The following is a 26972-nucleotide window of genomic DNA, read 5'->3' on the forward strand; positions in this document are numbered from 1 at the left end:
GTTGAAATTGTATATTTGCCACCGTTAAGAAAATTTTACAAATGAAATTATCAAATTTTAATTTTGAATTGCCAAAAGAATTATTGGCAGAATATCCTTCAGAGCACAGAGATGAAGCACGATTAATGGTATTGCACCGTGACACACAAAAAATCGAGCATAAACTATTTAAAGATTTAATCGATTATTTTGATGAAGGAGATGTAATGATGTTAAACAATACGAAAGTATTTCCTGCCCGTATGTACGGAAATAAGGAAAAAACTGGAGCTCGTATTGAAGTATTTTTATTACGTGAGTTAAATGCTGAAAATCGTTTGTGGGATGTATTAGTAGACCCAGCAAGAAAAATAAGAATAGGTAATAAGTTATTCTTTGGAGACGATGAGAGTTTAGTAGCTGAGGTTATTGATAATACTACTTCACGTGGTAGAACATTACGTTTCTTATTTGATGGTCCTTATGAGGAATTCAGAAAGAAATTAATTGAGTTAGGAGAAACTCCTTTACCAAAATACATTAAACGTGAGGTAGAACCAGAAGATGAAGACCGTTACCAAACTATCTTTGCAAAGCACGAAGGAGCAGTAGCAGCACCAACTGCAGGTTTACACTTCTCTAAACACTTAATGAAACGTTTAGAAATTAAAGGAGTAGATTTTGCTGAAACAACGTTGCATGTAGGTTTAGGTACCTTTAACCCAGTTGAGGTTGAAGACTTATCAAAGCATAAGATGGATTCTGAGCAAATTGTTATTCCACAAGCTAGTGCAGATATGGTGAATAATGCTATTGCTAATAAGAAAAGAGTATGTGCAGTAGGTACTACAGTGATGAGAACGATTGAATCATCAGTGTCTTCAAGCAACCAATTAAACGCTTTTGAAGGGTGGACTAACAAGTTTATTTTTCCTCCATATGATTTTAGTATAGCTAATTGTATGGTGACAAACTTCCACACACCAAAATCAACATTGTTAATGATGGTATCTGCATTTGCAGGGCATGATTTTGTTATGGAAGCATACCAAGAAGCAATAAAAGAAAAATATAAATTTTACTCGTACGGAGATGCGATGTTAATTTTATAAAATAGTTTTTTAAACCATTAACAAAACCTCACAAGTTACTTGTGAGGTTTTGTGTATTTTTGTACTAGATGACACTAAAGAAGAAAGACATACGCGCATTAACCAAAGAACAGCTTCGTGATTTTTTTGTTGAAAACGGAGATAAAGCTTTTCGTGGTAACCAAGTATATGAATGGTTATGGCATAAAGCAGCACATTCGTTTGATGATATGACAAGTTTATCTAAAGCAACAAGAAAAATGCTTGATGAGAACTTTGTAATCAATCATATTGAAGTTGATACAATGCAGCGTAGTAATGATGGTACTATAAAAAATGCAATTAAACTCCATGACGGATTAATTGTAGAGTCAGTTTTAATTCCTACTGAAAAACGTACTACTGCTTGTGTATCTAGTCAAGTAGGTTGTAGTTTGGACTGTAAGTTTTGTGCAACAGCTCGTTTAAAACGTATGCGTAATTTGAATGCAGATGAAATTTACGATCAAGTTGTAGCAATTGATAAACAGAGCAGATTATACCATAACCATAAATTATCAAATATTGTTTTTATGGGAATGGGAGAACCTTTAATGAATTACAACAATGTAATTAAAGCTATTGATAAAATAACTTCAGAAGAAGGCTTAGGAATGGCAGCTCGTAGGATTACAGTATCAACTTCTGGTGTACCTAAAATGATTAAAAAGATGGCAGATGATGAGGTGCGTTTTAATTTAGCTGTTTCTTTACATTCTGCTATTGATGAAGTTAGAACATCTATAATGCCATTTAACTCTACTTTTCCGTTAAAAGACTTAAAAGAATCATTAGAATATTGGTATGAAAAAACAAAACGAAAAATAACGTATGAGTACGTTGTTTGGAATGGGATTAATGACAAAAAAGAAGATATTGATGCATTGGTTCGATTTTGTAGTTATGTTCCTTGTAAAGTCAATTTAATTGAATATAACCCAATAGATGATGGAGAGTTTCAGCAGGCTTCTGATAGAGCTTTAAATAATTATATTTCTAATTTAGAAATGAATGATATTGTAGTAAATGTACGTCGTTCTAGAGGAAAAGATATTGATGCAGCTTGTGGGCAATTAGCAAATAAATCTTAGGCTTACATAAACAAAAAAATGATAAGAAAAGAGAGTAGCATTAAACTTAAGTTAAAGATAGCTTTGTAAAGTTTTAGTTTTTTTGAGAAAGCCAATACAATTATATCTAATATTCCCAATAAAAATATAGAAGGAACACCTAAAAAAGTATATGGTAAAATAATTGGGTTACCTAAACAAGAACGCTGATTACTGTCAGAAATACAAATACCAAATGATATAAAAGAGATACAGATTATAAGAAAAATAAGTCCTCTTGTCTTTAAATGTTTCATATTTTTTTTTAAATCAAAAGTAAACATTATTTATTCTTATTTTTGTTCACTAATATGAAGCCAGTAGAGCAAATAAAACTTCCGATTGCTAAAGAAATGGAACTCTTTGAAACTAAGTTCAAAGACTCGATGTTGTCTAAAGTTCCATTATTAAATAGAATAACTTATTATATAGTTCGTAGAAAAGGAAAACAAATGCGACCTATGTTTGTGTTTTTAGTTGCAAAAATGGTTTCTAACGGCGGTTTTGATGAGCGTACATATAGAGGAGCATCAGTGGTAGAATTAATTCATACCGCAACATTAGTACACGATGATGTAGTCGATGATAGTAACCGTCGTAGAGGTTTTTTCTCAATCAATGCGCTTTGGAAAAATAAAATAGCTGTTTTAGTAGGTGATTATTTACTGTCCAAAGGACTATTGTTGTCTATAGATAATGAAGATTTTGACTTACTGAAATTGATTTCGATTGCGGTACGCGAAATGAGTGAAGGAGAGCTATTACAAATAGAAAAAGCCCGTAAACTTGATATTACAGAAGAGGTTTATTTTGAAATCATTCGTCAAAAGACAGCAACATTAATTGCAGCATGTTGTGGTATTGGTGCGGCATCAGTTGGTGCGAATAATGAAACAGTGCAGCAAATGCGAAAGTTTGGAGAGTATATTGGTATTGCTTTTCAAATTAAAGATGATTTATTCGATTACACAGAAGATAAAATAGGTAAGCCAACAGGAATTGATATTAAAGAACAAAAGATGACACTTCCGTTAATTTATACATTGAATACTTGTTCTCCTAAAGAAAAATCGTGGTTAATCAATTCTGTTAAAAAGCATAATAAAAACAAAAAACGAGTAAAAGAAGTTATCGCTTTTGTAAAAGAAAATGGTGGTTTAGAATATACAACAGCCAAAATGCATGATTATAAAAACAAAGCGTTAGCTATTCTTAATAATTACCCTGATTCAGAATATAAAAGCTCTTTACTTCAAATGATAGATTATGTTGTGGAAAGGAAAATATAACTTTACTTGTATGAGGTAAGCTAACTTTTATTTAGTGTTTTCTACGTATGCTTCATATTTTATTTTCTCATCTTTAGATATATCTTTTAGATGATTTATAATATCACTAGTTAATAGATGTAACTTAAATGTGTAGTTACGATTTTTTATGTTTTTATTTACTGTATAGGTTAAAATGAATAAAACCATACTGGTAGAGAAGAAAATGTATGAAAATACATTATGATTTAATAAAAGAATTGTTTTACTGTCTTGAGTGAGCGAAGATTTAGTTGATTTTTCTATAATGGTAACTATAAATTCAGGAAAGAAGAAAATTAAAGAAAAGCTAACCGTTAAAATTGATAGTAAAAGCAAGATAATCCTAAAAGAGTTTAAAGAAAAATCTTTGATACTTCTAAAAATAGATTTTTCTTCTATTTTTTTAAAGGTATTTTCAAACTCACGTATTTTTTGATCTGTAGTTTGAATTTTATATAGTTTGTAATTACGAATTTCCTCTTTAATCTTATTGTTGTTCATAGCCTCACATTATTTTTTATCAATTATACAAAAAACTGATAATTTTATGGTTGTTTTTTAATGAGTAATTTTTTGTTTCTCATGCAAAAACAAAAACCTCGAGAACTTCTCGAGGTTTTTAAATATTTAGGTGTCGAGCTTCTCGACTACATCATTCCTGGCATTCCACCACCCATTGGAGGCATTCCTCCCCCAGCAGGAGTATCTTCTTTAATATCTACTAAAGCACACTCAGTAGTTAAGATCATTCCTGCTACTGAAGCAGCATTTTCTAAAGCCACACGAGTTACTTTTTTCGGATCGATGATACCAGCTTCTAACATGTCTACATATTGTTCAGACTTAGCGTCATATCCAAAGTTTTGGTTTTCTTCTAAAACTTTATTAATTACAACAGAACCTTCACCACCAGCGTTTTCAACAATAGTACGTAAAGGAGATTCGATAGCTCTATTTACAATTTGAATACCTGTAGTTTCATCTAAATTCTCTGTAGTAATTGTTTCTAATACTTTTTTAGCACGCACTAAGGCAACACCACCACCAGCAACAATTCCTTCTTCTACAGCAGCTCTTGTAGCATGTAAAGCATCATCAACACGGTCTTTCTTTTCTTTCATTTCTACTTCAGAAGCAGCACCAACATATAATACAGCAACACCACCAGCTAATTTCGCTAAACGCTCTTGTAATTTTTCACGATCGTAATCAGAAGTAGTGGTCTCAATTTGTGCTTTAATTTGGTTTACACGAGCTTTGATTTGTGCTTCGTCACCAGAACCATTAACAATTGTAGTATTATCTTTATCAATAGTTACTGTTTCAGCAGTACCTAATAAATCTAAAGTTGCATTTTCTAAAGAGAAACCTCTTTCTTCAGAAATCACAGTACCACCAGTTAAAATAGCGATATCTTCTAACATTGCTTTTCTACGATCACCAAACCCTGGAGCTTTTACAGCAGCGATTTTTAATCCACCACGTAATTTGTTAACTACCAAAGTAGCTAAAGCTTGTCCATCAACATCTTCGGCAATGATTAATAATGGCTTTCCTGATTGAGCAACAGGTTCTAAAATTGGAAGAATTTCTTGTAAGTTAGAAATCTTTTTGTCAAATAATAAAATATAAGGATTGTCTAAATCAGCAATCATTTTATCAGCATCTGTTACGAAGTATGGAGATAAATATCCACGGTCAAACTGCATTCCTTCAACAACATCAACATAAGTGTCAGTTCCTTTAGCTTCTTCAACAGTTATAACACCTTCTTTTCCAACTTTACCAAATGCTTCAGCAATTAAATTACCAATTACAGCATCGTTATTAGATGAAATTGAAGCTACTTGCTTAATTTTTTCTGATGAGTCACCAACTTCTTTTGATTGTTTTGCTAAATCTTCAGTAATAGCGGCTACAGCTTTATCAATACCACGTTTTAAATCCATAGGATTAGCACCCGCAGCTACGTTTTTTAAACCTTCTTTTACAATAGCTTGCGCTAATACAGTCGCAGTAGTAGTACCATCACCTGCTAAATCGTTAGTTTTAGAAGCTACTTCTTTTACCATTTGAGCCCCCATGTTTTCTAACTCGTCTTCTAGCTCTACTTCTTTTGCTACAGAAACTCCATCTTTTGTTACGTGAGGAGCACCGAAAGATTTAGAAATAATAACATTACGTCCTTTAGGTCCTAAAGTTACTTTTACTGCATTTGCTAATGCATCTACACCACGTTTTAATCCGTCGCGAGCGTCTACATCAAATTTTATATCTTTTGCCATGTTTGTTTAAGTTTTTTAGCCGTTAGCATATAGCTTTTGGCTTAGTTTTTAAATTTTGTTTAATTGGCTAGTAGCGAAAAGCTAATAGCAAAGAAATTTTAGATAATAGCGAATATGTCGCTTTCTCTCATAATTAAATAATCTTTTCCTTCTAATTTAAGCTCAGTACCAGCGTACTTTCCGTATAAAACAGTATCACCAACTTTTACAGTTAAAGGCTCTTCTTTTGTTCCGTTTCCTACGGCTACGACAGTACCTTTTTGTGGTTTTTCCTTTGCGTTGTCAGGGATGATGATTCCTGATGCTGTAGTAGTTTCTGCTGCAGCTGGTTCAACAAGAACTCTGTCTGCTAAAGGTTTAATGTTTAATCCCATTTTATATATTTTGATTGATTAAATTAATTTTTACTGGTTAAGTTTTGTCAGAAATTATGCCATTAGATTTTAGCTGACAATTTTTCTAATAGATTAGGCTAATGCATAAAAAAAATGCCAACGTGTCATTTACGTTGGCATTTTATATTTTTTTTGTGAAAAACTACTGAGCGCTATCTTTAGCAGTATCTGTTGCTGCTGGTGTAGCAGGCGTAGTTGTAGTTTCAATATTGTTTAAAGTTTCATTTAATTGAGGAGCGTCAGCTGCATTACCTCTTGGAATAGCGAAGTTTGCTAATAAAATTAAAGCAAACATAGTAATAGCTAATGTCCAAGTAGTTCTGTCTAAAAAGCTATTTGTATTTTGTACACCTCCAATATTTTGAGCTCCACCGCCTCCAAATGATGAAGATAATCCTCCACCTTTAGGATTTTGAACCATTACAATTAAGATTAATGCTATTGCAACAATCAATATTAAAACTAAAAGTAAAGTATACGTTGTCATCTATTTATTGTTTTGTAAAATTTGTATTCTTTTAATTTGGTCTGCAAAGAAACCACTTTTTTCTGGATATTTCAAACTTAATATTTTATATGCTTGAATAGCACTGTCATATTTCTTTTGTTCTAAATATACCTTAGCTAAGGTTTCGGTAGCTAATTGGTTACTTTGTTGATTTTCGGATATCTTAATATCTGAGGTATTTGTTTTGCTAGGACGAGAAATCTTTGGAGCAGTTTCAATAAAACGATCAATAATAGCTTCATGTTCAGATTTAACAGGTACTTCTTTTATTTGCTTTTCTGAAGGTTGATTGTCTAAAGTTCTTACAATAGCTTTCTTTGATGAAAGTTGTAACCATTGATTGAAAGAAAAAGTTTCGTTTTGTGTGAAAGAAAGTGGTTTTCCAATAGTTAAATCTTCCTCCACAGCTGAAACTTTTGTTTGTTTTCTTTTTGGAAGAATTTTATCTTTTAAACTGGTTTTTTCTTCTTTTTTAGGAGTTTTTTTAAAAGCTTTTGAAGTAATAAAATCAAATAAAACAGTTCTATCACTGGTGTGAGATGCCGTTATTTTTAACTCGTTGTTGTATTTATAACTTTCTTGATTTTTTAAAATCTTTAAACGTAGCGCTTTAGCAGATTGAAAATAAGGATATTCTTGAATAATTGCAGAGATGTCCGAAAGATGTTCTTGCGAAATCAATTCAGGCTTTTCTAATAACTGTATGTATGTATCCTTATTCAAAAATTACCATTTTGCCACTGAGGCATTAAAAATATCTTGTGTAATACGCTCTAGAATCTCATCCAAGGCAGTTTCTAAAACTCCTCCAGTTAGTTGTTGATTTGCTCCGTAATCGTAGTAAAAAGAAAAACGTTTTTCAAAATTATCTTTCTCTTCTAAAGCGTTTATAAAGTTTACATTTACTGTAATTGTTAATCGGTTTTGAGCAGCTGTTTGTTGAGCTGTTGCACTCATAGGTGTTATACGATAATCAACAATTTCACCAGAAAAATGTAGATCACCACCAGAATTAACCAAGGTTAAATTAGTTTGACGAGTGAATAAATCTTGTAAGTCTTGTGTGAATTTTTGACTAAGTATTGGTTCTACTAAAGGAGCTTGGTTAGGGAAAAAATCAACCTGAATTGTTTTTGCATTACCAGTATTACCTCCTGTAAAAGAATATGCTCCACAACCAATAATAGTTGTTAAACCAATAAATAACGATATTATATAAAGAGTTTTTTTCATTTAAAATTGGATGAGTTGTAAAAGTAAACAAATAGATTATAAATCATATTGTTTAATTTTTCTGTATAGAGTTCTTTCAGATATTCCTAGCTCTTTAGCGGCTAATTTACGTTTTCCGTTATTTTTTTCAAGAGACTTTTTTATCATTTCAATTTCTTTTTCTTGTAATGATAAGCTTTCATCTTCTTCAATGGTCTCTGCATAATCATACTCACTTTGGTGAGACGTAGATTTTGGTATTTGTACAACCTCTATGTTAGAAGCTTCCGATAAATCTTGATCTTGATATATACGTTCGATTAAACGGTGATTATCTTCTTGCACTTGTTCAGAGTCTCCGTTTTGCATTAAATCTAGCGTTAACTTTTTTAGATCATTAATGTCATTACGCATATCAAACAAGATTTTATACATGATGTCTCGTTCGTTAGCAAAGTCTGATTGACTTGTAGTTCTGCCACCTACAACAGCAGGTAGATTACTGCGGTTTTCAGGTAAATATTGAATTAGTTTTTCAGGAGTAATTAGCCTGTCTTCTTCAACGATTGATACTTGTTCTGCAATATTTTTTAATTGACGAATGTTACCAGGAAAATGATAGTTCAATAAAACTTTTACTGCATTTTCATCAAGTCTTATAGTAGGCATTCGATATTTTTGAGCGAAATCTGCAGCAAACTTTCTAAATAATAAGTGAATGTCTTCCCCACGTTCTCTTAAAGGAGGTAGCGGAATTTCTATGGTGCTTAAACGATAATATAAATCTTCACGAAACTTCTCTTTAGAAATAGCTTCGTGCATATTTACGTTGGTTGCAGCTACAATACGAACATTTGTTTTTTGTACTTGAGAAGAACCTACTTTTATAAATTCTCCATTTTCCAATACACGTAACAAGCGGACTTGAGTTGTCAATGGTAATTCACCAACTTCATCTAAAAAGATGGTACCACCATCAGCAACTTCAAAATAGCCTTTCCTTGTTTGTGTAGCTCCTGTAAAAGCACCTTTTTCATGCCCGAATAATTCACTATCAATAGTTCCTTCAGGAATTGCTCCGCAGTTTACAGCAATATATTTTGCATGTTTTCTGTGTGATAATTGGTGAATAATTCTTGGGATATTTTCTTTTCCAACACCACTTTCACCAGTAACAAGTACTGAAATATCGGTAGGGGCAACACGAATCGCTTTTTCAATAGCGCGATTTAGTTGCACATCGTTACCGATAATGCCAAAGCGTTGTTTTATAGCTTGTAAATTTTCCATTTCTTTCTTTAGAATAGAAAAAAAGAATAGAGAGAAAAGATTTTTTTTCTCTAGACTCTTTTTTCTAAAAATTAATTATTGTCTGAGTACCCAACAGCCTTACCTTTTAAGGTTGTAGAAGTACAATCTTCAATCTTTACATTTACAAAATCTCCCATTTTATAATATTCCTTAGGGAAAACAACAACGGTGTTTTGTGTATTACGACCTTTCCATTCATTCTCGTTTCTTTTTGAAGTTCCTTCAATTAAAACTTCCTGAATTTTTCCTACATGTTCTTTAGCTCTGTATAAACTATGTTCTTGTTGTAGGTCGATAATTTCTTGTAAACGACGTTTTTTGATAGTTAATGGAACATCATCTTCCATTTTTTTAGCAGCTAAGGTTCCTGGCCTTTCTGAATATGCAAACATAAATCCGAAGCTATATTTTACATAGTTCATCATGTCTAAGGTGTCAAGATGGTCTTCTTCTGTTTCTCCACAGAAACCAGCAATCATATCTTGACTTAAAGCCATTTCAGGAACAATTTTGTAGATATTGTCAACCAACTCCATGTATTCTTCACGAGTATGTTGACGATTCATAGCTTCTAACATATTGTTACTTCCGCTTTGAACAGGTAAGTGAATATATTTACAAATGTTTTGGTGTTTAGCCATAACATGAATTACATCCAGAGTCATATCTTGCGGATTCGATGTAGAAAAACGAAAACGCATTTTTGGAAATTCATTAGCACACATATCTAATAATTGTGCAAAATCTACAGCAGAAGCTTGTGCTAATTCCGAAGCCTTTTTAAAATCTTTTTTCAATCCGCCACCATACCATAAGTAAGAATCTACATTCTGACCTAGTAAAGTAATTTCTTTGAAGTTCTTTTCTTGCATACTGCGGATTTCTTCAATAATACTCTTTGGGTCACGGCTACGCTCACGACCACGAGTAAAAGGAACCACACAGAATGTACACATATTATCACAACCACGAGTAATTGAAACAAATGCAGAAACTCCATTAGAGTTTAAACGAACAGGAGAAACATCGGCATATGTTTCTTCCTTTGATAAAATTACATTTACAGCATCACGACCTGCGTCAACTTCTTCAATTAAGTTAGGTAAGTCTCTATATGCATCAGGACCTACAACTAAATCAACGATTTTTTCTTCTTCTAAAAACTTCTCTTTCAATCGTTCAGCCATACAACCCAATACACCAACTTTCATCGTTGGGTTTGTTTTTTTAACAGCATTGTATTTTTGAAGTCTATTACGAACTGTGGTTTCAGCTTTTTCACGAATAGAGCAGGTGTTAACCAGTACAAGGTCTGCATCTTCCAGGTTTTGTGTGGTGTTAAAACCTTGTTCAGCTAAAATTGACGCCACAATTTCGCTATCGTTCATATTCATTTGACAACCATAGCTTTCTATAAAAAGCTTTTTGCTGTTTCCTTCTTTGTGTTCTGTAACAAGGGCTTTTCCTTGTTTTTTCTCATCAATTACTTTCTCTACGTGTTCCATAAATCCTTAAATCGTACTAAAATAGGCTGCAAAGATACAACCAAAAAGTGTAATTTGTGACAAATTGACATGGATAGTTTTTTTAAGAAAAAGTAAAATTTTGTTAAAAATAACCCATTAAAAAAAAACTATATACTTTTGCAAACCGAATTATGCCTATATTAATAAGGTGTAAAATGAGATAAGAGATATAAGACGTATGGCAAAAAATTTAGTAATAGTTGAGTCACCTGCTAAAGCAAAAACGATAGAGAAGTTTTTAGGTAAGGACTTTCAGGTTGAATCGAGTTTCGGACACATTGCAGACTTACCATCTAAAGAGTTAGGTGTAGATGTAGAAGGAGATTTCAAACCGAAGTATATAGTTTCTACTGATAAAAAAGCGGTGGTAAAGAAACTTAAAGACTTAGCAAAGAAAGCAGAAACTGTTTGGTTAGCATCCGATGAAGACCGCGAGGGAGAGGCTATAGCATGGCACTTAGCGGAACAATTAAAGTTGAAAGATGAAAACACTAAACGTATTGTTTTTAACTCTATTACTAAAAATGCAATTTTAAAAGCAATAGAAAATCCACGTACAATTAATTATAACTTAGTTGATGCACAACAAGCACGACGTGTGTTAGATAGAATAGTGGGGTATGAATTGTCTCCTGTTTTATGGAGAAAAGTTAAACCAGGTCTGTCAGCAGGTAGAGTGCAATCGGTAGCTGTACGTTTAATTGTGGAGCGTGAAAGAGAGATTGAAGATTTTACACCAGTAGCTTCTTACAGAGTTGACGCAGAATTTATAAATGCAGAAGGGAAAAAGTTTAAAGCAAAGCTTGCAAAAAATTTCTCAACAAAAAAAGAAGCAGAAGATTTCTTAAACTCTTGTTTAGGAGCAGAATTCTCTGTAGCTGATTTACAAAAAAAACCTGCAAGAAAATCTCCGGCACCGCCATTTACAACATCTACGTTACAGCAAGAAGCATCAAGGAAATTAGGCTTTCCTGTTGCTAAAACAATGATGGTAGCGCAACGTTTGTATGAAGCGGGGTTGATAACCTATATGAGAACAGATAGTGTAAATTTATCTGATGATGCAAAGAATGCAGCTCAAGCAGAAATTATAGCTTCTTATGGGGAAGAATATAGTAAGCCACGTAATTATGCAACAAAATCAAAAGGAGCACAGGAAGCTCACGAGGCGATTCGTCCAACAAATATGGAGAATCACGAAATTACAGGTGAGTATGATCAAACAAGATTGTATAGCTTAATTTGGAAACGTACGTTAGCTTCACAAATGAGCGAAGCTCAGTTAGAGCGTACTGTTGTAAAAATAGACAACAATAAGAATAAGAAACAGTTTACTGCAAACGGAGAGGTAATCACTTTTGAAGGTTTCTTAAAAGTATATTTAGAAGGAACCGATAATGAAGAAGAGGAACAAGCAGGAATGTTACCTAAAATGGAGGTTAAAGAGCCATTAATTAATGAGTTAATTACAGCAACTGAACGATATACACGACCACCAGCAAGATTTTCAGAAGCAGCTTTAGTAAAGCGTTTAGAAGAGTTAGGTATAGGTCGTCCTTCTACATACGCACCAACCATTTCAACTATTCAAAGAAGAGATTATATTGAGAAAGGCACCGTAGAAGGAAAAGAAAGAGATTATACGCAGTTAAGTTTAGCAAATCAAGAAGTGTCAGAGCAAGTTTTAACTGAAAAGGTAGGTTCTGATAAAGGAAAGTTAGTTCCAACAGATATTGGAAATATTGTAAATGATTTCCTAGTTGCTAATTTCGATACTATTTTAGACTACGGATTTACAGCTAAAGTAGAAAATGAGTTTGATGAAATTGCTGAAGGAAAAGAAGACTGGACAGCAATGATTAAAGATTTCTATAAAAACTTTCATGTTGTAGTAGAAGATGTTGCCGCAAATGCAGAAAGAGCAAAAGGAGAGCGTTTATTAGGGGTTGATCCAGAGAGTGGTAAGAATGTTTATGTGCGTTTAGGACGTTACGGAGCAATGGTGCAGATAGGAGAAGCAACGGATGAAGAAAAGCCTCGTTTTGCAAGTTTACAAGGAGATCAAACAATGAATTCCATAACCTATGAAGAAGCGATGGATTTGTTTAAGTTACCAAAAACATTAGGAGACTACGAAGAGAAAGAGGTTGTTGTAGCTAATGGAAGATTTGGGCCTTATATTAAATTTGACGGTAAATATGTATCGTTAGATAAAGGGGAAAATCCAATGTCTGTAGACATGGATAGAGCTATTGAGTTAATTGAAGCAAAAAGGAAAGCAGATGCTCCTATTGGAGAATATGAGGGTATGCCAATTCAAAAAGGAGTTGGACGTTTTGGACCTTTTATTAAATGGAATTCTATTTTTATTAACGTAAATAAAAAATACGATTTTGATAATTTAAGTCAGGCAGATTTAGAAGAATTAATAGAAGATAAAAAACGAAAAGAGCGTGAAAAGCTAATTCACAACTTTGAAGAAGTTGGTATTCGCGTAGAGAAAGCACGTTGGGGGCGTTTTAATGTGATAAAAGGAAAGATAAAAGTAGAGCTCCCTAAAACCACAGAAATAGAAAAACTAACACAAGAAGAGGCTGTTAAAATAATAGAGGCAAAAACGCCAAAGAAAAAAGCAACCAAAAAGAAAGCTGCCAAAAAAAAATAAAGAAGCTTTCAGAAAAAAAATAGTTTAGTATATTGCGACACTTAAATTCCCCCTTATAATGAATATAGACTTCTTTACACCTATTGAAGATTCTGTAGCTGCTCACGTAGTTTTACAGCCATCTTCCGCGTTGGGAAGAAATATTCAACTTCATACTGTCCAAGATGGTTTTCCAGACTTGACAGAGGTTTCTATAGCTATTTTAGGGGTCAAAGATGATAGAGGTGCAGTAGATAATTTTGGTAGTGGTAAAGAACTACATGAAATTCGTAAGCACTTGTATCAACTGTTCCCTGGGAATTGGCATACACCAATAGTTGATTTAGGGAATATAGAAAAAGGTAATACTTTAGAAGATACCTATTTTGCTGTTAAATCATCAGTAGCATCTTTACTGAAAAAAAATATACTTCCAGTAATAATTGGTGGAGGACAAGATTTAACTTATGCGAATTATAGAGCTTATGATGAGTTAGAGCAAACAGTTAATTTAGTGGCCGTAGATAGCCGATTTGACTTAGGTACTATAGAAGAAGAGCTAAGTTCAAGATCATATGTGAGTAGAATTGTTATGGAAGAACCAAACAATTTATTTAATTTTAGTAATATTGGTTATCAAACATACTTTAACTCACAAGAAGAAATTAATTTACTAGATAAATTGTATTTTGATGCTTACAGATTAGGACAGGTGAAAGATGTGACGTTGGTTGAACCTATAATGCGTGATGCAGATGTTGTAAGTATAGACATAGGTAGTGTTCGACAAAGTGAAGCTCCTGCTAACCAAAATGCCTCACCTAATGGGTTTTATGGAGAGGAAATATGTGCCATTGCACGTTATGCAGGAATTAGTGATAAAGTAACATCTTTTGGAATATATGAGTATAACAGTAAGTTGGACTCTAATAGTCAAACAGCGAATTTAATAGCTCAAGTGATTTGGTACTTCATAGAAGGAGTGAATTCAAGAGCCAAAGATTACCCATTTGCAACAAAAGAAAGTTATCAGAAATTCACGGTGCTTTTGAATGATGACGACCCAATAAACTTTTATAAAAGTGATAAAAGTGGTCGTTGGTGGATGGAAATAAATTTAATATCGAATAATAAACACAAAAGACATGCGTTAATACCATGTAACTATCGAGATTATGAACAAGCGTTGCAGCAAAAAACACCAGAGAGGTGGTATAAAGCACTGCAAAAGCTTGTTTAGGAGAAAGTTGTATGTTCTGTAAAAAATAATAACTCGTAATTGTTTTTTAATAAAAAAAATAATAGGTTTACGCCTCTTTTATAAGAAAGATATAATATGAAAAAAATAACAGTACTTGCATTGTTAGCATCTATCATCTACTCTTGTGGTTCAAGTGGAGATAGAGGAGAATTGGTAGGAGTAAAGTCTAAAAGAAAATGGTTTGCGGAGAAACCATATGGAATGGCTAAAATCCCAGGAGGATCTTTTACTATGGGTAAACAAGATGAAGATCCTATGGGAGCTATGAACGCTCCAACTAAGACTGTTACTGTACAACCATTTTATATGGATGAAACAGAAATAACGAATAGTGAGTATAAAGCATTTGTTCATTGGGTAAGAGACTCTATTACAAGAACTAAATTAGCCTATCAGGCAGAGTTTGCTTCTTTAGGAGGAGATGATGTGGCTAGTACAGGTAAAAACGCACAAGGAATTCAATTATACGCTTTTGGATCAAAAGATACAGTAAATGAAACTCCGTATGAAAAATATATGCGTGAAAATTACTACGAGTTAGGAGAAGGATTAGACTCTTTGAAACCATTAAATTGGGAAGAGGAACTTATTTGGGATTCTCAAGAGTATCCTGATGCAGATTATGTAGAAGTAATGGATTCTCTGTATATAAAGAAAGATGAAGCTTTAAATGGAATTAGAACGTTCAATACAAAGTTATTAAACTATAGATACTACTGGTTCGATAATGAAGCTGCAGCTAGAACAGGTAAAAATAGAAAAGACTTCTTAAGAGACGAGGTTATTAATGTTTACCCAGATACAACAGTATGGATTAAAGATTTTAACTATTCATATAATGATCCAATGCATCAAGAGTACTTTGGACATAAGGCATATGAAAACTATCCTGTGGTTGGAGTGACATGGAATCAAGCAAAAGCATTTTGTCACTGGAGAACTCAAACAAAAAACAACTTCCAAAGATCAAGAAAAAAATTAGGTTTAGTACCAGCATTCAGATTACCAACTGAAGCTGAATGGGAATATGCTGCCCGTGGTGGTTTAGACTATGGTAAATACCCTTGGGGTGGACCAAGTACAACAAGCGATAGAGGATGTTTCTTAGCCAACTTTAAGCCCGTTCGTGGTGATTATGCTGCAGATGGTGCTTTATATACAGTTGAAGCTATGTCATACAACCCTAATGAGTACGGACTGTTTAATATGGCAGGTAATGTTTCTGAATGGACAAATACAGCTTATAACCAAATGTCTTACTACATGGGATCTACAATGAACCCTAACGTAGAGATTAAAGAAAACAGAAGAAAGATCATCCGTGGAGGATCTTGGAAAGATGTAGCATACTTTTTAGAAGTAAGTTCTCGTGATTGGGAATATGCAGATACAGCAAGAAGTTATATCGGGTTTAGAACAGTACAAGATTATTTAGGTACCAATAAAAGTAATTAACAAGAAAACAAGAATAAATATTAATCCCCAAAATTTAAAAATCAAGAATTATGGCACAATCAAAATCAACGAAGAAAATGTTCAATATGGCTTACGGTTTAGGAGCCGCAGTAGTTATCATTGGAGCATTATTTAAAATTTTACACTGGCCTTTTGGAAATGAAGTATTAATGGTAGGTATGATTGTTGAAGCAGCAGTTTTCGCATTGTCAGCGTTTGAAGCAGTTGAAGACGATTTAGATTGGACAAAAGTATACCCAGAGTTAGCAGATGGTCAATCATTAGGAGGAAAAAAAGGTAAAGAAGCATCTCCAGAAGAAGCACAAAGCATGTTATCTCAAAAATTAGATAATATCTTAAGCGAAGCTAAATTAGATGCTCAATTAGTATCTCGTTTAGGAGATAGCATTAAAAACTTCCAAGGAGCAGTAGAGCCATTAGCTTCAGCTTCTCAATCAATTTCAGCTACTAATAGCTACAATGAGCAAATGTCTAGAGCAGCAGCTCAAATGGAGTCTTTAAATAGCTTATATCAAACACAAGTAGAAAATGCTAGTAAACAAGCTGATTTAAATTCTGCTATGGTAGAAAACTCTCAACGTTTACAAGAGCAAATGCAGTCATTAGCAACAAACTTATCTTCATTAAATGGAGTTTATGGAGGAATGTTAACTGCAATGTCTAATAAATAATTAATTAGTTTATCTAATTTATTAACTAAACAAACTAATTAATATGGCAGGAGGACAACTATCACCAAGGCAGAAGATGATTAACCTTATGTACTTAGTGTTTATTGCAATGTTAGCAATGAACATGAGTAAAGAGGTATTATCAGCCTTTGGATTAATGAATGAAAAGTTAACAGTAGCAAACGAAAAAGCTACTGAGAAAAATAAAACAGCTTACGAAACGTTAGCTCAAAAAGCAGCAGAACAAGCTAAACAATATGGTGAAGCTAAAGAGAAAACAGATAAGTTAAAAGTAGCTGCAGATGAATTATATGCTTATGTAGGAGATTTAAAAAGTCAGATGACTGGTGATTTAGAAGACAAGCAAGCATATGAAACAATGGATAAGTCTAAGTTTTTAGATGAGTTATTCTTTAAAGGGGGTAAAATATCAAAAGCAGGACAAGAGTTTGTTGCTAAGATAGATGCTTTCAGAAATGATGCAGTAACTGCTTTAGAAGGTACAGAAGTAGCAGGTGTTATAGCTGCTCGTTTTAATACTGACAAAGTAGAAAATAAAGATGGTAAGAAAATTGACTGGTTAAAATATCATTTTGAAGGATTTCCTTTAATTGCTTCTTTAACTAAGTTAACTCAAATCCAGGCAGATATTAAAGCAACTGAGTCTGATGCTTTAACAGCTTTATTACAAGGAGAGTTACAAAGTGCTGTGTCTATGACCAAGTATGAAGCAATGGTTGTTTTTGACAAGAGTGCTTATTATCCAGGAGAAAACTTATCTGGAAGAATTGTATTAGGTAAAAAAGATCCTAATTTAACTGCAGAAAAAGTTATTATCAACGATGAAGAAGTTGAGCAAGAAAAAATTCAAGCAGGACAAGTTATTTTAGACGGACCAGCAGGAAATGTTGGAGATAAGGAGTTAAAAGGAGAGTTCCAATTTAAAGAAGGAGATTCTATTGTAAAGATAGATATCAAAGGAGCTTATGCAGTAATTCCTAGACCAAATGAGGCTTTAGTTTCAGCAGATAAAATGAACGTAGTATATCGTGGTTTAGCTAATCCGTTAACTATCTCTATTCCAGGAGTACCAGGAAACAAAGTTTCTGCAAGAGCTCCAGGATTAAAAAGAGTTAGAGGAGACAAGTATACTATGTATCCAGGTAAAGGAAGTGAAGTAAACATCGTAGTTACTGGAACTCCAACGGGAGCATCAAAAGGTGTGCGATCTGTTAAGAAATTTAGAATTAAAGACATACCACCAGCTGTAGGTATGGTAAGAGGTCAATATGGTACTGTAAAAATGCCCAAAGCAAGTTTAGGAAGAATAAGTGTTGCTGCAGGTTTACCAGATTTCTTATTCGATTTAAAACTAAACGTATCTAGCTTTAAAATTAAAGTACCAGGTCAAGTTGCAATCCCTGTAAGCGGAAGAGGTTTAAACTCTAGAGCAAAAGCAGCAATTAGTAAGGCAAGAAGACATGATGTTATTACGATTTTTGATATCAAAGCATCAGTTTCTGGATCTAATTATAGAATCAAGAAAGTATTGCCTGTTAGTGTAGAAATTACAAATTAATAAGTAAAATAAGAAAGTATGAATTGGAAGCGTTTTTATATGGTTTTATTCGCGTTTGCGGCAACAAGCTATGCAAGTGCACAAGCTAACCTTTTAAATGCTAAAAAGGTAGATGAAATTGGAGTTAAATCTGAAGCTCAAATCGCTTCAGAAGATGACAAACCACTTCCTTATGGCTATATTAGTGATAGAGATGTATTGTGGTCTAAAGTGGTGTGGGAGTATGTAGATTTAAACCAAAAAATAAATCTTCCTTATTACTACCCAATTGATACTATGAATGCTGGGTTAACTAGACGTTCTCTATTTGATACTCTTTTAAAAGGTATTAAAAATGGTGAAATAACAGAGGTTTATAATGACTCTTATTTTACTACTAAAATAGGAATGGAAGAGGTTAAAATGATGACGTATAACGAACGTCAAAATGGAGATTATATAGATCCTTATTTTGTAAAATCTGAAGATATCAAAGGATATATGCTAAAAGGTATTTGGTATTTTGACAAACGTCAAGGTGAATTAAAGTATCGTTTATTAGCATTAGCACCTATGGGGCCAGATGTACAGGTAATGGGAGTAGAAGAAATTGATGATAGTGAAAATGTATATGAGCTATTTTGGGTGTTTTTCCCAGCAGCTAGACAAACATTACATGAATCAAAAGTATTTAATCCAGAAAATTCAGCACAACCACTTTCTTATGATAACTTGTTAAATGCAAGACGCTTTAACTCAACTATTTTGAAAGAAGAGAATATTTATGGAGATAGATCTATAAAAGATTATGTTCGTGGAAACTCTTTATTCCAGTTGTTAGAAGCAAATAGAATTAAAGAAGGTATCCGTAATAGAGAAATGGATATGTGGAATTATTAATATTCCTTTCTATATAAACAAAAAAGAGCTTGCATTGCAAGCTCTTTTTTGTTGTAATAATAGTACTTTTGAACTATGAATAAAGAGGTAGATTACATTATTGTTGGTTTAGGCTTATCAGGAATAGCTTTTGCAGAACAATTAATTAAAAATAATAAAAGCTTTATAGTTTTTGAAAACAACTCACAAGTTTCTTCTGTAGTTGCTGGTGGAGTATACAATCCTGTAATTTTAAAACGATTTACACCGGTTTGGAATGGGCATGAACAATTAGAAAAAGCAATTCCTTTTTATCAAAAATTAGAAGAAAAGTTACAAGTTACTTTAGATTATAAATTTACCACTAAAAAAGTATTCACCAGTGTAGGAGACGAAAATAATTGGTTCATAGCTTCTGATAAACCGATGTTGTCAAACTATATGAATCCAAAAATTTCAAAAGAAAAAATCAAAGGAATTATAGGTGATTATGGATTTGGAGAACTAAAAGGTACAGGGAGAGTTGACACGCCTTTATTAGTGAAAGTCTATAAAGAATATATCAAATCATTAAAAAGTCTCGTAGAGCAAGCTTTTGACTATTCAAAAGTAGAGATTTCAGAAGATAAAGTCAGCTATGATAACATCACGGCAAAAAGAATAGTGTTTAGTGAAGGGTTTGGTTTGAAGAAAAATCCTTTTTTTAATTATTTGCCTCTAAATGGAACCAAAGGAGAAACCATAACAATTCATGCTCCCGAACTACAAATAGATTTTTTATTAAAAGGAAGTGTTTTTGTTATGCCATTAGGTAATGATACTTATAAAGTAGGAGCAACTTTTAATTGGACGGATAAAACTTCCATTCCAACTGTAGAGGGTAGAAAAGAACTAGAAGAAAAACTACAAAAAATAATATCGGTTCCATATACCGTTATCGAACAATCAGCAGGAATACGTCCTACGGTAAAAGACAGACGACCTCTAGTAGGAAAACATCCACAATACTCAAAATTAGCTGTTTTAAACGGTTTAGGAACGAGAGGTGTAATGATTGCACCAACTGTTGCTGAAAACTTGTTCAATCATCTAGAAAAGGGTGAAGAATTGGATAATGAAATAAATATAAAAAGGTTCGTTGAATAACGAACCTTTTTATATTCTTATATTTTAGGAAATAGTAAGTTTATCCCTTGTAAAATTATTTTTCTGATTGTAATTCTTTAGCATCCTTTTTATAACTCACAAAAAGGTTTATCCAAATAATTCTTGAAAGTCTTAGTGTAATAGGTGTTAATATTAATGAAACAACTATAATAGCTATAAAACTATGCAAAATTGATAAGCCAATAAACATTTTAGCAATAATAAAAATAGCAACAAAAAGAGCCACGGCAAGTGCATAATTTACGTACATGGCACCAAAGAAAAAAGAAGGTTCCATCATATATTTTAAATTACATTTAGGGCAATTTTCGTGTAAAGTTGTAACTTTTTTCGGGTTGAAGTTAAGCTTGTATTTAAAAAAATCTCCCTCATGGCAACGAGGACATTTATTATTAAAAATACTATACAATTTACTTCCTTTTCCAAACATTTCTTCTAGGTATTAAGTTCAATTAACTATTTGCTTTTTGTAAGTTTGCACAAATTTCAACAAAAATAAAACTCTCGTTTGTAACTCTAGTTACAAAACCAAAGTAATTTGCTAAAAATATGTTAAACGTACACGATGTATCAGTTTCATTTATGGGAACAGATTTGTTCTCAGGAATCACCTTTAAACTAACAAAAGGAGATAGAATAGGATTGATTGGAAAAAATGGAGCAGGAAAATCTACTTTACTAAAAGTGCTATCAAAAGATATTGAGAGCAGCGGAGGGACGTTAGCGTTTGATAAAGATGTACGTATTGGTTTTTTACGTCAGGATATTGATTTTGTACACGGAAGAACTATTTTAGAAGAAGCTTACCAAGCATTTACTGAAATAAAAGAAATTGAGTTAGAGTTAGACGAGATAAACAGACAATTAGCTGAAAGAACCGATTATGAAAGTGAAGCATATAATCAGCTAATTATAGATTTAAACGAAAAAACTGAACGTTACGAATTACTAGGAGGATACAATTATCAGGGAGAAACTGAAAAGATTTTACAAGGACTAGGATTTCAACGAGAAGATTTTGATAAACTAACAGATACGTTTTCTGGAGGTTGGCGTATGCGTATTGAGTTAGCAAAATTACTTTTACAAAATAATGATATTTTATTACTCGATGAGCCCACTAACCACTTAGATATTGAATCTATTATTTGGTTAGAGAACTTCTTAAAAAACTATGCAGGAGCCATAGTATTAGTATCGCATGATAAAATGTTTTTGGATAATGTAACCAACCGTACTATAGAAATTTCTTTAGGACAAATTTACGATTATAAAAAACCATATACAGAGTTTTTAAAGTTACGAGCTGAAATCAAAGAAAAGCAATTACAAGCGCAAAAAAATCAACAAAAAGAAATAGAACACACTGAAAAGCTGATTGAGAAGTTTAGAGCTAAAGCCAACAAAGCTTCCATGGCACAATCCCTTATTAAAAAACTTGATAAGGTTGAACGTATTGAAGTAGATCAGGACGATAATGCAGTAATGAATGTCCGCTTTGCTATTTCGAAAGAACCTGGTAAAATTATAGTTGAAGCAGAGGATTTAGCTAAAAGCTACGGCGAAAAAGAGGTGTTGAAGGATGTTAACTTATTGATTGAGCGTAATAGCAGAATTGCTTTTGTTGGTCAAAACGGACAAGGAAAATCTACTTTAGCCAAAATGATGGTAGGAGAAATTCCATTTGAAGGAAATCTTAAGCTAGGACATAATGTTGAAATAGGATATTTTGCTCAGAATCAATCGGAAGAATTACCACCTGAGAAGACAGTGTTGGAAATTATGGAAGATGCTGCGAATGATACCAATCGTGTAAAGGTGAGAGACATGTTAGGAGCCTTTTTGTTTGGTGGAGAAGCAGTAGACAAAAAAGCAAAGGTACTATCAGGGGGAGAAAGGAATCGTTTAGCATTGTGCAAGCTGTTATTATCGCCTTTTAATGTGCTAATAATGGATGAGCCTACCAACCACTTAGATATTGCCTCAAAAAATGTACTGAAAAAAGCACTACAAAATTTTGATGGAACCTTAATCGTTGTATCTCACGACCGTGATTTCTTACAAGGATTAACCACTACTGTTTACGGATTTAAAGACCGAGAAATAAAAGAATATTTAGGTGATATTGATTATTTCTTAGAGCAACACAAAATGGAAAGTTTACGTGATGCTGAAAAAAGAACCGTACTTAAGGAAGAAAAAGATACGTCTAAAAAAGAAGCCTATCAATTATCGAGAGAGCAAGAAAAGGAGCTGAAAAAGCTAAAAAATAGGCTGAATAAAATTGAAACACAAATCGCAGATTTAGAAGCTGAAATAGAAAAAATAGATTTAGAGTTAGCTCAAAACTATGATGAAGTGTCTTCTCGTCCTAATTTCTTTGAAAGCTACAAAGCTAAAAAAGCAAAAGTAGATGAACTCATGGAAGAATGGGAGCAAGTTGAGGAGCAGGTTGCTGGGTTTTAGAAGGTGATTTACTTATATACTTAATTTGAATATATTCTAAGTAAGAAAACCAAAGCAATATTTTTTTGGATTGTTATAAGTAGTTATTTTATTTTCTGTTCCAGTAAGTATTTGATTTCTTTAGATAATCGACAAAGATAATCTCTAGCTATTTCCTCAGCCCCATATAAATTATGGAAATCAGTTAGTTTCCGTTTAGGTGTAGTTAATTCATCTTCTATATCTTTAATAAATATTTCAAGATACCTTTTGTCGTGTTGAGCAAAAGCCAAAGCAATTCGATTAACTTTTTCTTGAGATACTTTTTCTTTTTCAAAAATTATATGATATAGAGGGTGGGAGAAAGAAGAGTCTAGTCTACTTTCAATTAAAGATTTACCTTTCAATTTTCCATATCCTTGACCACATTTTTTACACTCGCTCGAAAGAATATTATTTGAGTTTAATAAAAATATTAGGGGAGTTCCACATCTCCAACAAAAATCTTCCATAGTTTTAGATATTATCAATAAAGTTTTTTTAGTGTTTTAAGTACCTAATTTAGCAAATGCTATCATTCAATTGTAATTTCGTTGCTTTCTATTAATAATGGAGTTAACTGATCTTTTAATACACTTTGCTGTGCATAGTTTTTATCCATCCAATTCAGTTATAGATTCTGCTATTTTTTCTACTTGTCCGATTTCGTGGTTCCAAAAGTGAATTTCGTCAGTCAAAATTCCGTTTCCACTATGAGTCAAGATTATTAGATTTCCAAATCCGTCGAACCCGATAACAATTCCATTTTTAGGAAATCCATTCCATTCACGAGCGTTTTTTGTTTCGAGTGCAATGTGATTACAAGTTCGACTTATTCTTTTTCGGTCAGATTTGTCAAAAAAAGGATATAGCTCAAATTCAAATTCGTCTGTAACCAATTCGCCTCCATTTAATTTAATCATTCGGTTTTTAAATTCAGACGGGAATTTTACGTTTAATTCTGATTCAGTTTCTCTAATATATTTTTCGTCTAAGTCAAATGGCATTTTAAATTATTTTTTTTCATCTTGAGAATTACTGAATTATACACAACATGTCATAAAAGAACTAAAAGTACTGTTATTTTGATTTTTGTAGATGATAAAAGAAGGTTTTAGCAATTTTATTCCATTTCAATTTTGGAGTTTCAATATAGTAAAATAATATCATTTCGAATAAGCGATTTTATGAGCGACTGAGAAATCTTAAGGTTGTGAGTTACTTTTATTAATGAAATTTCTCCTTGCAGTCGAAATGACAGTAAGTGTTTTCCCTCTGGTAGCAATGACGAGAGATAAAAAATGTCAAAAAAGTGTAAAAGAAATGTCAACTCTTGTTTAAAGCAATTGAAAAGTAGGATATTTGTAGATAGTATGAGTAAGAGCTATAATTTAATAATATCCAAAATAGGATTATCCCTGTTTGCTGTAATAACCTTATTTACTTCGTGTACAACCAACGATAATTTTTCACAACGTGTAAAGGTTTCACTTCGAAATGTAGGACACCAGTTATTGCTAAGCAATGCAGATACTACTTCATTAGTTTTACCTGTACAGCAATTGAGTGAATCAACCTTTAAGCTAAGTTTTCAAAACAATTTGAAGATTGAACCAGATGGTTTGGTAACTTTAGTGAATAGGAGTTTTAAAAAGTCAAGTTTTCCAACAAATTATATTCTAGAGGTTAAAAATTGTGATAATGAGGAAGTAGTGTATAGCTACGAAATGAAGAAAAAAGAAGAAAAAGCAATCATCCCTTGTAAAGGAAGAGTGTTGCCTACTAACTGTTATTTTATAGAAGTTCAATTTCTTAAAATAAGCACGTCAAATAATAATCAGTTTATTTTTTATGGATTACTGTTTTTAATAGCTGTACTTGTAGGTGTTGTGTATCAAAAAAAGAGGAAAAATAAAACAGCGACAACTAATAACCTAATGAATGTAGTAAACTTAGGAATTTTTGAGTTTTACCCAGAGCAAAACAAGTTAGTAAAACAAGCTACAGAAATTAGTTTATCTAAAAAAGAATGTGAGTTGTTAGAAATTCTTATCAGTAAACCTAACGAAATTATAAAACGTGAAGAGTTAACTAAAAGAGTTTGGGAAGATAATGGTGTAGTAGTCGGAAGAAGTTTAGATACCTATATCTCTAAACTTCGTAAAAAGTTAAAAGAAGACACATCCATAAAAATAACAAACATTCACGGAGTAGGATATAAGCTAGAAATAGATTAAAGGCTTATTTTTGCGTTGATAACTTTTTAAAATGCTGTTTCAACTAGAAATTCCCATACCAGAGAATCAACAAATTCATTTGCCTATTTTAAAAACAAAAGGAATTGAACTTTTTGTAAAAAGGGAAGACACTATCCACCCATTTGTTTCAGGGAATAAATTCAGAAAACTCAAATACAATATTGAAGAAGCAAAACAACAAGGAAAAGAAACTTTATTGACTTTCGGTGGAGCTTTTTCAAATCATATTGCTGCTACTGCTTCCGCAGGGAAAATAGCAGGATTCAAAACTATTGGAATTATTAGAGGAGATGAACTAGGTAAAGACTTAGTTAAGACCCTTTCTCAAAATGAAACTTTGAGAAATGCATACGAGAATGGTATGCAGTTTAAGTTTATTACAAGAGAAACCTACCGAAACAAAACTTCTGAAGAATTCATCAATGAGTTAAAAAATGAGTTTGGTGATTTTTATTTGGTTCCAGAAGGAGGAACGAATGCATTAGCGGTACAAGGCTGTGAAGAGATTTTAACAAATGAAGATGAAAAATTCGATTATATTTGTTGTGCAGTAGGTACTGGCGGAACAATTTCAGGATTGATAAATTCAGCTAAAAAGCATCAAAAAATAATAGGGTTTCCTGCGTTGAAAGGTGATTTTTTAGTAGATGAAATCAAACCTTTTATACTCAAGAATGAGTATTGGAGTTTGCAAAATGAGTATCATTTTGGAGGCTACGGAAAATATACAGAGGAGTTAATCCGTTTTATAAATGAATTTAAAGAGCAAACAGGTGTTTTATTAGATCCAATTTATACTGGAAAAATGTTATTTGGAATATTAGATTTAGTGGCAAAGGACACATTTCTGAAAAACAGTAAAATACTGGCAATTCATACAGGAGGTTTACAAGGAATAGCAGGAGTAAATCAAAAATTAAAGAATAAAAATCAAGAGTTAATAAAGGTTTAATGAGAATAAAGGTAGTTTTTTTAGCAGTTTGTGCTGTAATATTGACAAGTTGTGGGTCAGGTAAAAATGTAGTAAAAAGTACACCAAATGAAGTGGTTTTAGAACCTAGAGAAGAAAAAGCGCCTGAGTTACCACAGTTAGAACAAATACAAAAACCAATATCAACTACTACAAATCATACGGAAGCATATATTCAAAAATTTGCACCAATTGCGGTTAAGAAAATGCACGAACATGGTATTCCAGCTAGTATCACCTTAGCACAAGGGGTATTAGAATCAGGAAGTGGTAGAAGTGCATTAGCTCTTAGATCAAACAATCATTTTGGAATCAAATGCCATAGAGGTTGGCAGGGGCATAGTGTAACTCACGATGATGATGAAAAAGGAGAATGTTTTAGAAAATATAAATATCCAGAAACATCGTATGAAGATCACTCTCAGTTTTTATTAACTCGTAAAAGGTATGCAAGCTTATTCAGGTTGAGACATACAGATTACAAAGGTTGGGCTTATGGGTTAAAAAGAGCAGGATATGCAACGGACAGAAAATATCCTCAAAAATTAATATCTATTATTAGAAAGTACAATCTAGATAAATACGATAGAGTAAGACGAGATGGTTCTCTAGCAGCGAAAACACCAACTTATAAAACAAGTTCTCATAAAGTTCAAAAAGGAGATACATTGTATTCTATATCCAGACGATATAATATTTCGGTACAACGATTAAAAGAAGTAAATGGACTAAGTGACAATAACATTAGTATTGGTCAAGATTTGCTAGTAAAATAAACGAAATGTCATTTCAAACTGTAATGTAACGGAATAGAGAAATCTGAAGGGCTTTGATTCTGT

At 32.6% G+C, this 26972-nt stretch carries 25 protein-coding genes; 14 read left to right on the forward strand and 11 right to left on the reverse strand.

All coding sequences use genetic code 11. From position 1 onward, the window contains the following. The first annotated feature begins 41 nt into the window (after positions 1-41). The 3 genes from queA to ACTPNM_RS04795 all read left to right on the forward strand — a co-directional run bounded on the left by queA (position 42) and on the right by ACTPNM_RS04795 (position 3507). Entirely contained in the window at positions 42-1091 is a 1050-nt protein-coding gene (queA, locus tag ACTPNM_RS04785) for a tRNA preQ1(34) S-adenosylmethionine ribosyltransferase-isomerase QueA (protein WP_274639164.1), read from the forward strand. A 68-nt stretch (positions 1092-1159) separates the two neighbouring features. Continuing rightward, entirely contained in the window at positions 1160-2200 is a 1041-nt protein-coding gene (gene rlmN, locus ACTPNM_RS04790; RefSeq protein ID WP_440120831.1) for a 23S rRNA (adenine(2503)-C(2))-methyltransferase RlmN, read from the forward strand. Positions 2201-2529: 329 nt separating this feature from the next. After that, complete coding sequence (locus ACTPNM_RS04795; protein WP_440120832.1) at positions 2530-3507, forward strand: polyprenyl synthetase family protein; 978 nt, start codon at positions 2530-2532, stop codon at positions 3505-3507. A 27-nt stretch (positions 3508-3534) separates the two neighbouring features. On the opposite strand, the gene ACTPNM_RS04800 is transcribed toward ACTPNM_RS04795, so the two are convergent. From ACTPNM_RS04800 to miaB, 8 genes are all read right to left on the reverse strand, one after another. Beyond that, positions 3535-4029, reverse strand: a complete 495-nt coding sequence (locus tag ACTPNM_RS04800) for a hypothetical protein (RefSeq protein ID WP_125068884.1) — start codon at positions 4027-4029, stop codon at positions 3535-3537. 146 nt (positions 4030-4175) lie between these two features. Further along, positions 4176-5813, reverse strand: coding sequence for a chaperonin GroEL (groL, locus tag ACTPNM_RS04805; protein WP_440120833.1), 1638 nt, complete (start codon positions 5811-5813; stop codon positions 4176-4178). A gap of 98 nt (positions 5814-5911) precedes the next feature. Continuing rightward, positions 5912-6187 (reverse strand): co-chaperone GroES, encoded by a 276-nt coding sequence (locus ACTPNM_RS04810; protein ID WP_274639169.1) that lies wholly within the window; start codon positions 6185-6187, stop codon positions 5912-5914. Between the two features lie 163 nt (positions 6188-6350). Beyond that, positions 6351-6695 carry a preprotein translocase subunit SecG gene (gene secG, locus ACTPNM_RS04815; RefSeq protein ID WP_047788559.1) on the reverse strand — a complete coding sequence of 115 codons (345 nt, stop codon included), beginning with the start codon at positions 6693-6695 and terminating at the stop codon, positions 6351-6353. Further along, on the reverse strand, positions 6696-7439 hold the full coding sequence (locus tag ACTPNM_RS04820) for a hypothetical protein (protein ID WP_440120834.1): 744 nt from the start codon (positions 7437-7439) through the stop codon (positions 6696-6698). A gap of 3 nt (positions 7440-7442) precedes the next feature. After that, positions 7443-7949: an LptE family protein gene (locus tag ACTPNM_RS04825; protein WP_274639171.1), complete on the reverse strand. Its 507-nt coding sequence runs from the start codon at positions 7947-7949 to the stop codon at positions 7443-7445. Between the two features lie 36 nt (positions 7950-7985). Then, entirely contained in the window at positions 7986-9218 is a 1233-nt protein-coding gene (locus tag ACTPNM_RS04830) for a sigma-54 interaction domain-containing protein (RefSeq protein WP_274639172.1), read from the reverse strand. Positions 9219-9289: 71 nt separating this feature from the next. Next, positions 9290-10744 carry a tRNA (N6-isopentenyl adenosine(37)-C2)-methylthiotransferase MiaB gene (gene miaB, locus ACTPNM_RS04835; RefSeq protein ID WP_440120835.1) on the reverse strand — a complete coding sequence of 485 codons (1455 nt, stop codon included), beginning with the start codon at positions 10742-10744 and terminating at the stop codon, positions 9290-9292. A 199-nt stretch (positions 10745-10943) separates the two neighbouring features. Between miaB and topA the strand changes: the two genes are divergently transcribed. The 7 genes from topA to ACTPNM_RS04870 all read left to right on the forward strand — a co-directional run bounded on the left by topA (position 10944) and on the right by ACTPNM_RS04870 (position 20400). Continuing rightward, complete coding sequence (gene topA / locus ACTPNM_RS04840) at positions 10944-13430, forward strand: type I DNA topoisomerase (RefSeq protein WP_440120836.1); 2487 nt, start codon at positions 10944-10946, stop codon at positions 13428-13430. Positions 13431-13488: 58 nt separating this feature from the next. After that, positions 13489-14649 carry a formimidoylglutamase gene (locus ACTPNM_RS04845; protein ID WP_440120837.1) on the forward strand — a complete coding sequence of 387 codons (1161 nt, stop codon included), beginning with the start codon at positions 13489-13491 and terminating at the stop codon, positions 14647-14649. Between the two features lie 96 nt (positions 14650-14745). Beyond that, entirely contained in the window at positions 14746-16125 is a 1380-nt protein-coding gene (gene gldK / locus ACTPNM_RS04850; protein WP_274639176.1) for a gliding motility lipoprotein GldK, read from the forward strand. Positions 16126-16175: 50 nt separating this feature from the next. Continuing rightward, positions 16176-16817, forward strand: a complete 642-nt coding sequence (gene gldL, locus ACTPNM_RS04855; RefSeq protein ID WP_274639177.1) for a gliding motility protein GldL — start codon at positions 16176-16178, stop codon at positions 16815-16817. A 43-nt stretch (positions 16818-16860) separates the two neighbouring features. After that, entirely contained in the window at positions 16861-18396 is a 1536-nt protein-coding gene (gene gldM / locus ACTPNM_RS04860) for a gliding motility protein GldM (protein ID WP_440120838.1), read from the forward strand. An 18-nt stretch (positions 18397-18414) separates the two neighbouring features. Further along, positions 18415-19275, forward strand: a complete 861-nt coding sequence (gldN, locus tag ACTPNM_RS04865; protein ID WP_440120839.1) for a gliding motility protein GldN — start codon at positions 18415-18417, stop codon at positions 19273-19275. Between the two features lie 75 nt (positions 19276-19350). Next, entirely contained in the window at positions 19351-20400 is a 1050-nt protein-coding gene (locus ACTPNM_RS04870; protein WP_440120840.1) for an NAD(P)/FAD-dependent oxidoreductase, read from the forward strand. A gap of 55 nt (positions 20401-20455) precedes the next feature. On the opposite strand, the gene ACTPNM_RS04875 is transcribed toward ACTPNM_RS04870, so the two are convergent. Continuing rightward, the gene (locus ACTPNM_RS04875; RefSeq protein WP_274639181.1) at positions 20456-20851 is read right to left on the reverse strand and encodes a DUF983 domain-containing protein; all 396 of its coding nucleotides are present in this window, start codon (positions 20849-20851) and stop codon (positions 20456-20458) included. Between the two features lie 119 nt (positions 20852-20970). Here ACTPNM_RS04875 and ACTPNM_RS04880 point away from each other — a divergent pair, with 119 nt between their 5' ends. After that, complete coding sequence (locus ACTPNM_RS04880) at positions 20971-22887, forward strand: ATP-binding cassette domain-containing protein (protein ID WP_440120841.1); 1917 nt, start codon at positions 20971-20973, stop codon at positions 22885-22887. 83 nt (positions 22888-22970) lie between these two features. On the opposite strand, the gene ACTPNM_RS04885 is transcribed toward ACTPNM_RS04880, so the two are convergent. Together ACTPNM_RS04885 and ACTPNM_RS04890 are read right to left on the reverse strand one after the other, a co-directional pair. Beyond that, a complete protein-coding gene (locus tag ACTPNM_RS04885) occupies positions 22971-23378 on the reverse strand; it encodes a hypothetical protein (RefSeq protein ID WP_274639183.1) in 408 nt (135 codons plus the stop codon). 141 nt (positions 23379-23519) lie between these two features. Further along, positions 23520-23912: an SMI1/KNR4 family protein gene (locus ACTPNM_RS04890; RefSeq protein WP_121146120.1), complete on the reverse strand. Its 393-nt coding sequence runs from the start codon at positions 23910-23912 to the stop codon at positions 23520-23522. 339 nt (positions 23913-24251) lie between these two features. Here ACTPNM_RS04890 and ACTPNM_RS04895 point away from each other — a divergent pair, with 339 nt between their 5' ends. The 3 genes from ACTPNM_RS04895 to ACTPNM_RS04905 are packed head-to-tail and all read left to right on the forward strand — an operon-like array spanning position 24252 to position 26909. Next, positions 24252-25142 (forward strand): winged helix-turn-helix domain-containing protein, encoded by an 891-nt coding sequence (locus ACTPNM_RS04895; RefSeq protein WP_440120842.1) that lies wholly within the window; start codon positions 24252-24254, stop codon positions 25140-25142. 31 nt (positions 25143-25173) lie between these two features. Next, entirely contained in the window at positions 25174-26115 is a 942-nt protein-coding gene (locus tag ACTPNM_RS04900) for a 1-aminocyclopropane-1-carboxylate deaminase/D-cysteine desulfhydrase (RefSeq protein ID WP_440120843.1), read from the forward strand. After that, a complete protein-coding gene (locus ACTPNM_RS04905) occupies positions 26115-26909 on the forward strand; it encodes a glucosaminidase domain-containing protein (RefSeq protein WP_274639186.1) in 795 nt (264 codons plus the stop codon). The genes ACTPNM_RS04900 and ACTPNM_RS04905 overlap by 1 nt, the downstream gene beginning before the upstream one ends. Positions 26910-26972 lie beyond the last annotated feature (63 nt).

Origin of the sequence: Tenacibaculum sp. Ill (assembly GCF_051938915.1) — a bacterium.
In the GTDB taxonomy this organism is placed as follows: domain Bacteria; phylum Bacteroidota; class Bacteroidia; order Flavobacteriales; family Flavobacteriaceae; genus Polaribacter; species Polaribacter larymnensis.